The following is a 13,962-nucleotide window of genomic DNA, read 5'->3' as shown; positions in this document are numbered from 1 at the left end:
GCCGCTTTCCCGGCCGCACACAGCAGTCTCGTACCTCAAGTTCACTTGAGGTCAAGGGAGCGGAGGGGCGGACTCGCCCCACAGAGGCGTGAGTGCGGTCACAGCCCCGGAAAGGCCGCGGCCCCCTCCCCCGCTCTGCGGGGGAGGGGGCCGGCCCGGGTCAGCGCTCCTCGGCGGCTCCGCTGCGGCGCATGTCGCGGACGCGGGCGACGATGAACCACACGACCGCGACGAGCACCGCGACCACGACGGCCTTGGACACGTAGCCCATGTACTCCTCGACCAGGTGCCAGCTCTCGCCCAGCAGGTAGCCGGCCATCACGAAGATGGTGTTCCAGATGAGGCTGCCCAGCGTGGTCAGGCCGAGGAAGACCGGGACCGACATCCGCTCGATGCCCGCCGGGATCGAGATGAAGCTGCGGAAGATCGGGATCATCCGGCCGAAGAACACGGCCTTGGTGCCGTGCTTGGCGAACCACTCCTCGGTCTTGTCGATGTCGGAGATCTTCACCAGCGGGACCTTGGCGGCGAGCGCGCGGAACCGCTCCCTGCCGAGCGCCGCACCGATGCCGTACAGCGCCAGCGCGCCCACCACCGAACCGATCGTGGTCCACACGATCGCCTCGACCAGGTTCAGGTCGCCCTGGGAGGCGGTGAACCCCGCCAGCGGCAGGATCACCTCGCTGGGGATCGGCGGGAAGAGGTTCTCCAGCGCGATGGCCAGCCCCGCGCCTGGGCCGCCCAGGGTCTCCATGAGGCCCACGACCCAGTCCACGACTCCGTCCAGGAGGCCGCCGCCGGACGCGGCGAAGGGGACAGCGGTGCTGTTCACGTCGGTTTCCAATCGTCAGTAGGGGTTTACCCGGACCCGAACGGGCGTCCGCCCGCCGACCGGGCGGACGCCGTGAACGCTACAGAAGGGCGCGCCGTTATCCGATAAAGATGCCCGCACTGACCGCGACGTTCTTCCGCACCTGGAAAATGCGGAACTCCGCAGTACCGGAGCGACCCGGCGCTGGCTACGCTCAGGCGGTCGGACGGGGTCGTCGGAAGGATGCACATGGCCTACGCGCAAGAGGGGCCGGTCCGCGCGGCGGCCGGGGCCGCGGACGCCGCCGGGGTGCTGCGCACCTGGTGCCGGGCCGCGGCCGGAGCCGCCGCGGGCGCGGTGACCGCGCTGGCGGCCTGCGTCCTCCTGGCCGTGTTGCCGCTGCTGGCGCTGCCGGCACTGCCCGCCGCCCTCGCCACCCCCTGGCCCGCGGCCCGGCGGCTCCCGGCCCGCGTCCTCGGCGCCCTGGTCCGGCCCGCGGTCGCAGTGGAGCGGCGCCGGCTGGCCGCCCTGTTCGGCATCGAGACCGCCGGGCGCCCCGGTACCGCCCGCTCCCTCCTCTACCTGGCGCTCCGGGCGCCCGTCGGGCTCTTCGGCGGGATGGTCCTGGCGCTGTTCCCGATGGGCGCCTACACCGTGGTGTCGCCGCTGGGGGTGCTGGACGGCAACACCCCCGCGGTGGTCCCGTTCGGGCTGGCGCTGATGTACGTCAGCATGCAGGGCACCGTCGGACTGGTCGGCACCGAGCGCTGGCTGGCCCGGCGGCTGCTCGGCCCCACCCGCCAGGACCTGCTGGAGCAGCGGGTCGGCGAGCTGGCGGAGAGCCGGTCCCGGATCCTCGCCGCGGTGGACGAGGAGCGCCGCCGGATCGAGCGCGACCTGCACGACGGGGTGCAGCAGCGGCTGGTCGTGCTCGGCATGGCGCTGGGCCGGGCCCGCCGCGACCCCGGCTCGGAGAAGGGGCGGGAGCTGCTGCTCCAGGCCCACGAGGAGTCCCGCCGCGCCCTGACCGACCTGCGCGAGGTGGCCTGGCGGGTGTACCCCACCGCGCTGTCGGAGTCCGGGCTGCACGCCGCGCTGAGCGGGCTGGCCGCCCGCTCCGCGCTCCCGGTCGACCTGGACTACCGGCTGGACCGGGCGCCGGAGCCGAGCACCGCCACCGCCGCCTACTTCATCGTCGCCGAGGCGGTGACCAACGCGGTGAAGCACTCCGGGGCCGACCGGGTCTCGGTGCTGGTCGGCGAGGCCGGACCCGGGTCCGGCGGCGGATCCGGCGGCGGGCCCGGAAGCGGGCCCGGCGACCGTCCGGCGCTGCTGGTCCGGGTCTCCGACGACGGGGCCGGCGGCGCGGACCCGGCCGGCACCGGCCTGGCCGGACTGGCCGACCGGGCCGCCGCAGTGGACGGCCGGCTCACCGTGCACAGCCCGGCGGGCGGTCCGACGGTGATCCTCGCGGAGCTGCCGTGCGGGTGATCATCGCCGAGGACTCGGCCCTGCTCCGCGAAGGGCTCGTCCGGCTGCTGGAGGACGAGGGGCACACGGTGGCCGCCGCCGTCGGCGACGCCGCCGCGCTGCTCGACGCCGTCGCCGCCGACCCGCCCGACACGGTGGTCGCCGACGTCCGGATGCCGCCCACCCACACCGACGAGGGACTGCGCGCCGCGGTGCGGATCCGCCGCGAGCACCCCGGGGTCGGGGTGCTGGTGCTCTCCCAGTACGTCGAGCGCCGCTACGCCGTCGAGCTGTTCACCGAGAACACCGAGGGGGTCGGCTACCTGCTCAAGGACCGGGTGGTGGAGGTGGAGGAGTTCCTCTCCGCGCTGGAGCGGGTGGGCGCGGGCGGCGCCGCCTTCGACCCCGAGGTGGTCCGGCACCTGCTGGCCGGCGGCCCCCGGCCCGACCCGCTGCAGCGGCTGACCGGGCGCGAGCGCGAAGTGCTCGACCTGATGGCGCAGGGGCACACCAACGCCTCGATCGCCGAGCGCCTCTTCGTGTCGCAGAGCGCGGTGGAGAAGCACGCCAACGCCGTCTTCGCCAAACTCGACCTGGGCTCGGCACCCGGGTACAGCCGCCGGGTCCTGGCGGTACTCCGCTACATCGGCGCCTGACCCCGGCCGGGACGGCCTCCGGCGACCGGGCCGCCCGGCCCCGCGCCCGCCGGGGCTGGGGCGGAGCCCCGGGCAGACGGGCCGGCACGGGCCGGCCCTCCGCCGGAACGCCCGCCCTGCAGGCGGGCCGGGGCGCCGCGCGGGTGCCCGGCGGCCGGTCAGCGGGCCGCGGCGAGCATGCCGATCAGGCGGTCCGGGGTGATCCCCTCGGGGCGGCCGCTGACCTGGCCGTCGCCGACCTCCACCACCCGCCAGGCGCCGTCGGCGCGGCGGGCCAGGTCGGTGGTGACGAAGGGGTGCCCCAGCGCGGCGACGGCCGGGCGGAGCGGGTCCAGGTCCGGGGCGGGGACCGCGCCGGGGGTGTCCGGGTGCGGCCCGACCAGCGCCGGCTCGCCGCCGATCCACCACACCCGGGCCTCACCCGCGCCGTCGAACCGCTCGAACTCGCGGACCACCACCCCGCCCGCCAGGTCCTCCTGCTGCAGGCGGACCAGCTCGGCGACGGTCCGGTGCAGCGCGCCGGTGTCGGACAGGTCCGGGACGAAGCAGGCCTGGTCCCACTCGTGCTTGCGGGACTTGACGTAGTCCTTGACGATCCCGGGGCCGGAGCGCAGCGGCCGGACCAGCTCGGCGAGCTCGCCGGGGTCCGGGGCGCAGCCCGGGTCGGCCTCGCACCACACGCTGCGCGGGGTCACCTCCTCGAACAGCGCGTACCAGCCGGGCAGTTCGTGGGCGCGCCGGTAGTCCTCCGCGGAGACGACGGGGCGGCAGCCGCGCTCGTCCAGCGCCCGGGCGAACTCCGCGTAGCGGCCGGACGGCACCATCCAGCCCCGGTAGCGGACCGGCCCCAGCCCTCTCGGCAGGCCCCGCACCGCCTCCCGCAGGTCGCCCCGGACCAGGGCGTCGTGGTCGATGAGGAACGCCTCGGCGCCGGCGTGCAGCGCGGCCGCGTGCTCGTCGGCGAAGAAGCCGTCCACCCGCCGGGGGCGCAGCGGGTCTCCGGGGAACAGGAACGGGATCGGGTCGGCCATGGCGCGATGCTAACCCCGCGCGGCGCTCCCCGCCCGGCCGTTTTCAGATCCCCGGCCCGCGCGGCCGCCGGTCAGCCGTCGGCCGCGCGGGCGATGCGCTCGGCCAGGCCCCGGGAGACCTCGATGAGCTCCGGCGGCCCCTCGACGGTGTAGGGCACGCCCACCATGGCCAGCGTGATCGCCAGCCACTCCCAGGAGTCGGGGGCGCTGACGTAGCGGCAGCTCTCCGCGTCGACCGCGGTCAGCTCGCCGGCCTCGGCGACCAGCCGCTCGGAGACGACCTGCAGCGGCGCCCGGAACAGCACCGTCGCCCGGTGCCGGGTGATCGGCAGGCGGGCGCTGTCCTGGACGAAGCTCACCGCGCCCCCCGGGGGCGGCGGGCGCGGGGCGAAGGTGGTGCCCAGGACCTCCAGGCCGCTGATCCGGTCCGCCCGGAAGGTCCGCCAGTCGTTCCGGTCCCGGTCCCAGCCCAGCAGGTACCAGCGGTGCGCGAAGAGCACCTGGGCGCAGGGCTCGACCCGCCGGTCGGTCTCGGCGCCGCCCCGGTCGGTGTAGTGGAACCGCACGTGGTTCCGGCCGGAGACGGCGCCGCCGAGCAGGCGCAGAACGCCCAGGTCGGCCTGGCGGTGCGGGCGGGACCCGGTCTCCATCGACGCCGACACCGCGCGCACCCGGTGGCGCAGCCGGTCCGGCAGCACCCGCTCCAGCTTGCCCAGGGCGCTGTCGGCGACCCCGGTGTCGGAGCCGGCCCAGGTGAGCGCGGCGAACCTCAGGCCGACCACCGCGGCGACCGCCTCGTCGTCGGTGAACAGCAGCGGCGGCATGGCGCGGCCCGCGGCCAGCCGGTAGCCGCCGCCCGGTCCGCGCGCCGACTCCACCGGGTAGCCCAGTTCGCGCAGGCGGTCCAGGTCGCGGCGGAGGGTGCGCGGCGAGGCGCCGACCCTGCGGGCCAGCTCCGCCCCGTCCCAGACGCGGCCGTCCTGGAGCAGTGAGAGGAGTTCCAGAATCCGGGTGCTCGGTCCGTTCATGGTCCTCCGATGATGCACCGGATTGTGGCCGGAAGGTGGCAACTACTCCGCCTAACTTCGGGCGCATGCCCAATGACGCGATCCGCATCACCGGTGCCCGCCAGCACAACCTGAAGGGCTTCGACCTGACCGTGCCCCGGCGGGCGATCACCGCCTTCACCGGGGTCTCCGGGTCCGGGAAGACCTCCCTGGTCTTCGACACCATCGCGGCCGAGGCGCGGCGGCAGCTCAACGAGACCTTCACCGCGTTCGTGCGGAACCGGCTTCCCAGCGCAGGGCGGCCCGACGTCGACCTGATCGAGAACCTGTCCCCGGTGGTCGTCATCGACCAGCGCCGGCTCGGCGGGAACGCGCGCTCCACCGTCGGCACCATCACCGACATCTACACGCTGCTGCGGCTGCTGTTCTCCCGGGCGGGCACCCCGCCGATCAGCGAGTCGAACCGGTTCTCGTTCAACGACCCGGCGGGCATGTGCCCGCGGTGCAGCGGCATCGGCCGGGTCGTGCTCCCCGATACCTCCGCCTTCCTGGACCCGGACCGGTCGCTGGAGGAGGGCGCGATCCTGCTGCCCGGGTTCGGCAGCGGGCAGTACTGGTACCGGCAGTACGCCGACATCGGGCTGTTCGACCCGGCCGCACCGCTGCGCGAGTGGACCGAGGAGCAGCGCGAGGCCCTGCTGTACGGCGGGGAGGCCGCGGCCCGGCTCGGCTCCAGGCCCCCGAAGGACTACGAGGGGCTGGTGGAGCGGTTCACCCGCATCTACATCCACGCCGAGGGCGATGACTCCGGGTACAAGCAGGCCGTCACCGAGCGGTTCACCACCTCCCGGACCTGCCCGGACTGCGGCGGCCACCGGCTGAACGAGGCGGCGCGCTCGGTGCGCCTGCACGGGCGCACGATCATGGACTGCACCGCGATGGAGGTGTCCGACCTGGCCCGGGAGGTGCGCCGGGTCGACGCCCCGGGCGCCGAACCGGTGGTGGAGTCGCTGGCCGAGCGGTTGGAGGCGCTGGTCGGAATCGGCCTGGGCTACCTCTCCCTGGACCGGCCCACCACCACCCTGTCCGGGGGCGAGTCGCAGCGGATCAAGACCGTTCGGCACCTCGGCAGCAGCCTCACCGAGATGCTGTACGTCTTCGACGAGCCGTCCATCGGGCTGCACCCGCACGACACCGAGCGGCTGACCGCGCTGCTGCGGCGGCTGCGCGACAAGGGCAACACCATCCTGGTGGTCGAGCACGACCCGGACGTGGTGGCGGTCGCCGACCACGTGGTCGACCTGGGCCCGGCGGCCGGGGCGGACGGCGGCGAGGTGGTCTACCAGGGCGACTACGCCGGGCTGCTCCGGTCGGACACGGTGACCGGGCGGGCGCTGCGCGGCCGGCTCGCGCCCCGCGCCGAGCCGCGCACCCCCTCCGGCGCGCTCACCGTGGCCGGCGCCGACCGGCACAACCTGCGCGACGTCCGGGTGGAGGTGCCCGCGGGGGTGCTGACCGCCGTCACCGGGGTCGCCGGGTCCGGGAAGAGCAGCCTGGTCGGGGTCCTGCTGGAGCAGCACCCGGGCGGGGTCGCGGTCGACCAGAGGGCGGTGGCGGGCAACCGGCGCTCCACCATCGCCACCTACACCGGGATCGCCGACCCGATCCGGCGGCTGTTCGCCCGCGCCAACGGGGTGCAGGCCGCCCTGTTCAGCCCGAACTCGGCCGGCGCCTGCCCGGACTGCCGGGGGCTGGGCGCGGTCTACACCGACCTGGCGTTCATGGACGGAGTGACATCGGTGTGCGGCGCCTGCCGCGGCCGGCGGTTCACCGACGAGGTGCTCAAGCACACCTGGAACGGGTACTCCATCGCCGACGTGCTGGACATGACCGCGGCCGGGGCCCGGGAGGCGTTCGACGACGGCCGGATCCGCCCGATGCTGGACGCGCTGGTCGAGACCGGAATCGGCTACCTCGCCCTGGGGCAGCCGCTGAACACCCTGTCCGGGGGCGAGTGCCAGCGGATCAAGCTCGCCGCGGAGCTGCGCCGCCGCCCGGCCGGGGGCCTGTACGTGCTGGACGAGCCGACCACCGGCCTGCACCGGGCCGACACCGGACGGCTGATGGACGTGCTGGACCGGCTGGTCGACGCGGGCAACACCGTGGTGGTGATCGAGCACGACCTGGACGTGGTCCGCCGCGCCGACTGGGTGATCGACATGGGCCCGGGCGCGGGCCACCACGGCGGCCGGGTCGTGTTCACCGGCCCGCCCGCCCGGCTGGCCGAGGACCCGCATTCCGTCACCGGCGCCCACCTGCGCCGGTCGATGGCGGCCGGGCCGGCCGGCCGCGGCTGACCGCACCTGCCCGGGGTCTGCGATCATCGCCGGATGGATCGCGCCGACGACGCAGACCCCGTGCAGGTCCTCCGGCACGAGTTCGAGGCCCGCGAGGGGAGCTTCCTCATCCGCCTCCGCGGCGACCTGGTGTGGGGCCGGGCCGCGTTCACCCGCCTGGAGCGGGCGATGCGCGCCGTGTGCGAGCGCTGCGAGGGCGCCGAGCTCCTGGAGCGGTGGCTCGCCGAGGGCTTCCATGAGATGGGCACCTGGGTCCGCGACTGGAGCACGCACCCGGCCTTCCCCCGCCCGACCCCGGAGTCCTACCACTCGGCCTGCCTGGAGCGCCTGGAGGACCTGGCCGACTGGTTCTTCCGCGGCGAGCACGCCTACCTCCCCGGGTACGCCTGGCCGGAGCTGTGAGCCCGGCCCGCCGCGCCGGAGCGGCTCCCCGATGATCTTGACGGCTGTCAACGCGCGTTGACAGCCGTCAAGATCATCGCCCAGGGGCACCGTCGGGGATCCGCACCCCTGTGTCCACCGGCCCCCTACGACAGCCGCAGGAGGGCGGGGAGCAGGGTCCGGCTACCCGGCGAAGGCGTCGGTGAAGGCACGACGGGTCGTACCGTCCGGGCGGTCGAGGACGGCGAAGACGACCTCCTCGAACACGCCGGCGAACGCCCCGGTGAGGTGGGCGCGGAAGGCCTCGGCGACCTCGGCCGGGCGGTTGCCGAACACGCCGCAGCCCCACGCGCCCAGGACCAGCCGGGCGTGGCCGCGGTCCGCCGCGACGGCGAGGACCCCGCGGGAGCGGGCGGCCAGCGCGGGCCGCACCTGCCCGCTCCGCTCCGGGGTGTTGCGCTCGATCATCCGGCGGTTGGGCGCGGCGGCGGTGAGGAACGCCGCGGTGTAGGGCTCGTCCAGCCATTCGCCGCCGTCGTCGCGGAAGACCGGGACGTCCGGCGAGTAGATGATCCTGTCGGTGTAGAGCAGGCTGCGCTCGGCCCGGTGGTGGTCGTAGAACTCCGGGCACCGGACCAGGCTGTCGTAGAGCGCGCTGGACCGGGCCAGGCTCTCCTCCTGGGCGCGCGCCCCATTGGCGACTCCCCCGCCGGGGTTGCGCGCCGACGCGAAGTTGAGCACCGCCACCGGCCCGTCCGCGGCCAGCCGGCGCGCGGCCTGCAGGGTGGTCTCCCCGGTCACCTCGGTCCGCGCCGCGGGCGTGCCGGGCCGCCCGGCCGCGGCTTCGGCCAGGGCGGGCAGCTCCTCGGGCAGGTAGAGCCGGGTCCCCCGGCGCATCGCGGCGAGGTGGGCGGTGAGGTCGGCCCTGCGGCCGCCCGCCGTGTAGTACCCCCGCTCGACGGCGTCCCGGGTCTCGGCCCACTGCCGGCGCAATCGTGTGGACATGCCCGGAAAAGTAGCGCCGACGCGGTCCCCGGGGCCACCGGTTTTCCGCCCCGGCCCTTCCTCCGCCGTCGCCGCTCGCCTGAACCTGCACCCCGTGGGGTGCCGCGCTCGGTCGGGGCACCTCTCGTCCCTCGGCCCTCCCCGAGTTCCTCGTCGCAACGGCCATTTGACGACGAGGCCGGTCGAGACGGCGACGGCGGCGTCGGGGTCAGCGCGGGGAGGGGCGCTCTTCGGCGGCGGGGGCGCCGCCCCGGGCCTCCTGTGCGGCGGCCGCGGCCGGGCGGCGGCGGAACAGGACGCCGGTGACGGCCGCGACCGCGGCGAGCAGGACCGCGAGGAGCACCGAGGCCACCTGCATCCCCTGGACGAACGCCTCCCGGGCGACCTCCAGCAGCCGCTCCGCGTCCGCTCCGGAGAGCCCGTCGGCCGCGGCCACCGCGCCGCCCAGGGTGTCCCGGGCCGAGGCGGCTGCCTCCGCCGGGACGCCGTCCGGCAGCGCCTCCCCGGCGAGCATCCGCCGGTAGACCGCGGTGCCGATGCTGCCGGTGACCGCCACGCCCAGGGCGATGCCCAGCTCGTTGCCGGTCTCGGCGGCCCCCGCGGCAGCGCCCGCCCGCTCCGGGGGCGCGGAGGTGAGGATCAGGTCGTAGGTGAGCACCATGGCCGGGTTGACCACCAGGTTGAGCAGGGTGAACCCGGCGACGGCCAGGGCCGGGCCGGAGGTTCCGGCGGCGGCGACGAGCAGCAGCGCCCCGGCGGCCGCGGCGAACGCCCAGGCGACCACGGTCCCCGCCGGGACGCGCCGGGCCAGCACCGGCACCAGCAGGTTCCCGACCACGCCGAGGAGCATGCCGGGAACCGTCCACAGCCCGGCGGCCAGCGGGGACAGCCCGATCACCATCTGCAGGTACTGCATGGTGAAGAAGGTGGCGGCGCCCAGCGCGAACAGCCCGGCGGTCTGCGCCCCGAGCGAGGCGCTGAACTCGCGCGCGGCGAAGAGCCGCAGGTCGAGCAGGGGGTCGGTGAGGCGGCGCTGGCGCCGGATGAAGACCCGGCCGATCAGCACGCCGGCGGCGAGCGCGAGCAGCGGGACCGCGCCGGGCCCGTCCTTGGCGATCTCCTTGATCCCGTAGACCGCGGGCAGGACGGCCGCCATGGCCAGCGCGATGCTGGGCGCGTCGACGCGGCCCGCCGACGGGGAGCGGTACTCGGGCAGCAGGAACGGGCCGAAGGCGATCAGCGCCGCCATCACCGGCAGGGCCGGCAGGAACACCGCCCCCCACCAGAAGTACTCCAGCAGCACTCCGCCGACCAGCGGCCCGATCACGCCGCCGGCCATGAACCCGCCGGACCAGACCGCGATGGCCAGCCGCCGCTGGCCGGGGTCGGTGAACATCGTGGTGAGCAGCGACATCGTGGACGGCAGCAGGGTCGCCCCGGTCACCCCGAGCAGGGCGCGGGCGGCGATGAGCATCCCCGGGCCGGTCGCCATCGCGGCGAGCACCGACGCCGCGCCGAACGCGGCCGCGCCGGCCAGCAGCAGCCTGCGCCGCCCGATCCGGTCGCCGACCGTGCCCATCGGAACCAGCAGCCCGGCGATGAGGAACCCGTAGACGTCGACGATCCACAGCATCTGCGTGCTCGTCGGGTCCAGGTCGGCACTGAGGTGCGGCACCGCCAGGTGCAGCACGGAGAAGTCCATCGCGATCACCAGGGCGGGCAGCGCCAGCAGCACCAGGCCGCCCCACTCCCGCGCACCGGCCCGGCGGGCCCCTCCGGGCGCCGCCTCCTTCTCGCCCTTCTCGGTCTCCATCTTTCGGACTCCCGTCGCTCGATCCGCACCGCCGGTTCCGATTCCCCGCGATGAGGCTAGAAGTTCCATTCGGGTGGAAGTCAACGGCCGCCCGGAGAGGCGCTCCCGCCCCGGCGCCGCGCCGCTTCCGGGCCCCGGCCGGGTCCGGCCGGGGCCGACCAGGGGTTCCCGGCGGGCCGGGCGGCGGGGCGTCCGCCTTCCCCCGCCCCCTTCGAGTCCCGGTCAGCCGGACCGGGTGTCCGCGGCCGCGGCGGCCCCCTCTGCCGCCTCCTCCGGACCGGCCGCCTCCGCGCCCTCCCTCCGGCCGGAGGCGTCGGCGCGGTCGCCGCGCAGGAACCAGCCCACCACCGCGGCGGCCAGCACCAGGAGGACCGCCCCGAAGGCGTAGCCGCCCTGCACTCCGGTGGTGAACGCGGCGTTCGCGGAGTCCAGCAGCGCCCGGCCCGCCTCGCCGGGCAGGCCCTCCGCGACCGCGCCCGCGCCGCCGATGCTCTCCCCGGCCGCCCGCACCGCCGCCTCCGGCGCGTCCTCCGGGGCGGTGTCCCGCAGGGCGCCCTGGTAGAGCACCAGTGAGATGGAGCCGAGGGTCGCCACGCTCAGCGCCTGGCCGAGGCCGCCGCCGACGTCGTTCACCGCGGCCGCCGTCCCGGACCGCTCCTCCGGCGCGGAGCCGACGACCAGCTCGGTGAAGACGGGGAACAGCGGCCCCACCGCCAGCGCGATGACGGTGACCAGGGCGATGAGCACGACCGGGCCGGCCCGGCCGACCAGCGCGGCCATGCCGGCCGCGGCGGCGCCGGCGATCAGCAGGCCGCCCGCCATGGTGCGGACCGCCCCGAACGACCGAGTGAGCAGCGGCGCGGCCATCCCGCTGATCAGCGCGGCCGCCGCCGGGGCGACCATCAGCAGGCCGGCCCGGCCCGGAGACATCCCGAGCACCGTCTGCAGGAACTGGGTGAGCAGCAGGTCGGCGCCGCCATAGGCGAGCAGCATCAGCAGCATGCCGCCGAGCGAGACGGAGAACGCCGGGATCGCGAAGAGCCGCAGGTCGAGCAGGGGGTCGGCGAGCCGCAGCTGCCTCCGGACGAACAGCGCGCCCAGCACCAGCCCGGCCGCGACCACCGCGGCGTGCGGCCACACCGCCTCCCCGCCGCCGCCGGCCTGGGCGTCGGCGATCTCCTGGAAGCCGTAGACCACGGAGAGGATCGCGCCGAGCGAGAGCAGCACGCTGAGCATGTCCACCCGGCCCGCCCCGGCGCCGCGACCGGCCGGCAGCATCGGGGCGCTGAGCAGCAGCACCGCCACGACGGGCACGTTGATCAGGAAGACCGCACCCCACCAGAAGTGCTCCAGGAGCAGCCCGCCCAGCGGCGGCCCGATCGCCATCCCCACCGAGAAGGCGCTCATCACCACCGCGACCGCCAAAGAGAACTGGGCCGGGGCGCGGAACATCGGGCGCAGCAGGGACAGCACCGCCGGCATCACGGTGGCCGAGGCGATGCCCAGCACCGCGCGCATCCCGATCAGCGCCTCCGGGGCCGGCGCGTAGGCGGCGGCGAGCGAGGCGGTCCCGTAGACCGCCGCCCCGGCGACCAGCATCCGGCGGGCGCCCAGCCGGTCCACCAGCCGGCCCATGGTCAGCGCGAACCCGACGGCGAGGAAGTCGCAGACGTGGGTGATCCAGAGCAGTTGCGTGCTCCCCGGGCCCAGGTCCGCCGCGATGCTCGGCAGCGCGAGGAAGAGCACGCTCATGTCGGCGGCGGTCATCAGCAGCGGCAGGGGCAGCACCGCCAGGCCGACCCACTCCCGCCAGGTCGCCCGTTCCGGTCCGTCGGTCGCCATGTCTCCGTCCCTCTCTCGGTTGCGCCGGGCCGGGGTGCCCGGTCGCGACAGGGCGACCTTAGAAGTTCAAGTTAACTCGAACTCAAGCCCTCTTCCCTTGCCCTCCCTTCCCTCCCTTCCTTTTCCCTCTCCCACCGGCACCGCCCCGGACACGGCGGAGGGGCGGGGGCGGCGCCGGTCCGCCGCCTCCCCGCCCCTCCCCGCGTGGGCTACCCCTCCGACATCAGCCGGTCGAGCAGGGCCCGGAAGTCCTCGTCGCCGTAGACGGACACGCTCTTGGCCTCGTGGTCCACCTCCACCCGGACCCGGCGCAGGTCGGGGCGGTGGTCCTGGGCGGGGGCGCGGCCCGGGTCGGCCTGCTCCGCGGCGCTGGGGCGCCACCAGAACACCTGCGAGCTGATCGGCTTGTCCCCCTCGGCGAAGCTCGCGGCCAGGTCCTGCATCGCCTCCATCGCGGCGATCGGGTGCCCGGCGCCGAACGGGTTCACCAGCACCACCTGGGGCACCGGGAAGGAGACCAGCGCCCCGTTCTCCAGCGGCGCGTACCGGCCCAGGTAGCGGCCGAGGACGTGCGCGTGCGCCGCCATGTAGAAGTGGTCGCCGCCGATGTGCAGCAGCTTGACCCCGTTCATCTCGTGCTCGCTGACCTCGAACGGCTCGGCCAGGGAGTTCTCCACCGCGGCCTGGAACAGGCGGTCGAAGGGCTGGGCGTTCGGCCCCTCCGCCGCGCGGCGGGAGAGCGGCTGCACCGAGTCGGGGTGGTCGACCGCGACGGTCTCCCACACCCCGTCGGCCAGCGGGCGGGTCACCACGGAGCCGCGCAGCTCCTCGGTGAGCATGCCCTCCGGGTAGAGCCGGAGCCGGAGCGCCGCGGACTCCCCGGCGGCGTGGTCGCCCTGCTCCCTCATCCGGGCGGAGTCGCGCATCGCCGCGGCCGCGAACTCCGCGGCCTGCCCGCGCAGCTCCTGCTCGGACGCCCCCTCGGCGGCGGCCCGGTACCGGTCGACCTTGAGCACCCCCTTCGCGCCGTCGCCGAATTCCACCGCCAGCACGTCCGGCTCCTCGAACAGCGGCCGGTGCCCGGCCTGCCGGAACGCGTCAAGGAGCGCGTGCCCGGCCGCGTCGTCGGCCGGCGGCGGGTAGTGCGTGCCGATCCGGATCCCGCTCCGCCGGAACGACCGCATCATCCCGCGCACCACCCCCGCGGCGAAGTCCGGATGCTCCGCCTCCGGCACCTCCGCCGCGACGTGCTGGAACGCGGCACTCAGGTCCATCTCGCTGTACCGCCCGTCCGGCAGCACCACCCGCACCCCCGCCGGCGGCACGTACTCCGCCTCGATCCGCGCGTCCGCGAAGGCCGCGACCATGACCTGCCCGAAACCGTTCTGCATCCCACTGCCCATCACTCTTCCGACCGTCGCACCTGCGACGCCCCGGAGCCCCGCAGAGTTCCCGCCCTCCCCCGGGACGCACCCCTGATTCAGAATCCGACGGCGCCCACCCACCGCATACCGGTGTGCACCGGCCACCGCCACTGCGGCCGATCCGGAGACCCCGGCCCGTCTGGCCGCCGACATCCGGCAGATCCT

The 13,962-nt window shown here is 75.4% G+C and carries 11 protein-coding genes; 4 read left to right on the top strand and 7 right to left on the bottom strand.

Going from position 1 to position 13,962, the window contains the following annotated elements; translation table 11 throughout:
* Positions 1-160: 160 nt before the first annotated feature.
* Positions 161-832, bottom strand: coding sequence for a DedA family protein (locus D459_RS0120765; RefSeq protein ID WP_017594930.1), 672 nt, complete (start codon positions 830-832; stop codon positions 161-163).
* Positions 833-1,060: 228 nt separating this feature from the next.
* Between D459_RS0120765 and D459_RS0120760 the strand changes: the two genes are divergently transcribed.
* A complete protein-coding gene (locus D459_RS0120760) occupies positions 1,061-2,302 on the top strand; it encodes a sensor histidine kinase (RefSeq protein ID WP_017594929.1) in 1,242 nt (413 codons plus the stop codon).
* Positions 2,293-2,937 (top strand): response regulator transcription factor, encoded by a 645-nt coding sequence (locus D459_RS0120755; RefSeq protein ID WP_017594928.1) that lies wholly within the window; start codon positions 2,293-2,295, stop codon positions 2,935-2,937. The genes D459_RS0120760 and D459_RS0120755 overlap by 10 nt, the downstream gene beginning before the upstream one ends.
* A 158-nt stretch (positions 2,938-3,095) precedes the next feature.
* Here the strand turns inward: D459_RS0120755 and D459_RS0120750 are convergent, their stop codons facing one another.
* Both D459_RS0120750 and D459_RS0120745 read right to left on the bottom strand, forming a co-directional pair.
* Positions 3,096-3,968, bottom strand: coding sequence for an ATP-grasp domain-containing protein (locus tag D459_RS0120750; RefSeq protein WP_017594927.1), 873 nt, complete (start codon positions 3,966-3,968; stop codon positions 3,096-3,098).
* A gap of 71 nt (positions 3,969-4,039) precedes the next feature.
* Positions 4,040-4,996, bottom strand: a complete 957-nt coding sequence (locus tag D459_RS0120745; protein WP_017594926.1) for a helix-turn-helix transcriptional regulator — start codon at positions 4,994-4,996, stop codon at positions 4,040-4,042.
* A gap of 65 nt (positions 4,997-5,061) precedes the next feature.
* Between D459_RS0120745 and D459_RS0120740 the strand changes: the two genes are divergently transcribed.
* Together D459_RS0120740 and D459_RS0120735 are read left to right on the top strand one after the other, a co-directional pair.
* Entirely contained in the window at positions 5,062-7,332 is a 2,271-nt protein-coding gene (locus D459_RS0120740) for an ATP-binding cassette domain-containing protein (RefSeq protein ID WP_017594925.1), read from the top strand.
* A 33-nt stretch (positions 7,333-7,365) separates the two neighbouring features.
* On the top strand, positions 7,366-7,734 hold the full coding sequence (locus D459_RS0120735) for a hypothetical protein (protein WP_017594924.1): 369 nt from the start codon (positions 7,366-7,368) through the stop codon (positions 7,732-7,734).
* 162 nt (positions 7,735-7,896) lie between these two features.
* On the opposite strand, the gene D459_RS0120730 is transcribed toward D459_RS0120735, so the two are convergent.
* The 4 genes from D459_RS0120730 to D459_RS32295 all read right to left on the bottom strand — a co-directional run bounded on the left by D459_RS0120730 (position 7,897) and on the right by D459_RS32295 (position 13,776).
* Positions 7,897-8,718, bottom strand: coding sequence for a TIGR02452 family protein (locus D459_RS0120730; protein ID WP_026120604.1), 822 nt, complete (start codon positions 8,716-8,718; stop codon positions 7,897-7,899).
* Between the two features lie 208 nt (positions 8,719-8,926).
* A complete protein-coding gene (locus D459_RS0120725; protein WP_017594922.1) occupies positions 8,927-10,531 on the bottom strand; it encodes an MFS transporter in 1,605 nt (534 codons plus the stop codon).
* A 222-nt stretch (positions 10,532-10,753) separates the two neighbouring features.
* Complete coding sequence (locus D459_RS0120720) at positions 10,754-12,373, bottom strand: MFS transporter (RefSeq protein ID WP_017594921.1); 1,620 nt, start codon at positions 12,371-12,373, stop codon at positions 10,754-10,756.
* A gap of 209 nt (positions 12,374-12,582) precedes the next feature.
* A complete protein-coding gene (locus D459_RS32295; RefSeq protein WP_152523062.1) occupies positions 12,583-13,776 on the bottom strand; it encodes a hypothetical protein in 1,194 nt (397 codons plus the stop codon).
* Positions 13,777-13,962 lie beyond the last annotated feature (186 nt).

The sequence above is a fragment of the Nocardiopsis potens DSM 45234 genome (assembly GCF_000341105.1).
GTDB classification, from domain to species: domain Bacteria; phylum Actinomycetota; class Actinomycetes; order Streptosporangiales; family Streptosporangiaceae; genus Nocardiopsis_A; species Nocardiopsis_A potens.
The sequence above is the reverse complement of the archived record's forward strand: the minus strand, read 5'-3'. Positions and strand labels throughout refer to the sequence as shown.

Coding starts and splice junctions, on each gene's coding strand:
- D459_RS0120760 (WP_017594929.1), top strand. CDS start 1,061: ATGGCCTACGCGCAAGAGGGGCCGGTCCGCGCGGCGGCCGGGGCCGCG.
- D459_RS0120750 (WP_017594927.1), bottom strand. CDS start 3,968: ATGGCCGACCCGATCCCGTTCCTGTTCCCCGGAGACCCGCTGCGCCCC.
- D459_RS0120745 (WP_017594926.1), bottom strand. CDS start 4,996: ATGAACGGACCGAGCACCCGGATTCTGGAACTCCTCTCACTGCTCCAG.
- D459_RS0120740 (WP_017594925.1), top strand. CDS start 5,062: ATGCCCAATGACGCGATCCGCATCACCGGTGCCCGCCAGCACAACCTG.
- D459_RS0120735 (WP_017594924.1), top strand. CDS start 7,366: ATGGATCGCGCCGACGACGCAGACCCCGTGCAGGTCCTCCGGCACGAG.
- D459_RS0120730 (WP_026120604.1), bottom strand. CDS start 8,718: ATGTCCACACGATTGCGCCGGCAGTGGGCCGAGACCCGGGACGCCGTC.
- D459_RS0120725 (WP_017594922.1), bottom strand. CDS start 10,531: ATGGAGACCGAGAAGGGCGAGAAGGAGGCGGCGCCCGGAGGGGCCCGC.
- D459_RS0120720 (WP_017594921.1), bottom strand. CDS start 12,373: ATGGCGACCGACGGACCGGAACGGGCGACCTGGCGGGAGTGGGTCGGC.
- D459_RS32295 (WP_152523062.1), bottom strand. CDS start 13,776: ATGGGCAGTGGGATGCAGAACGGTTTCGGGCAGGTCATGGTCGCGGCC.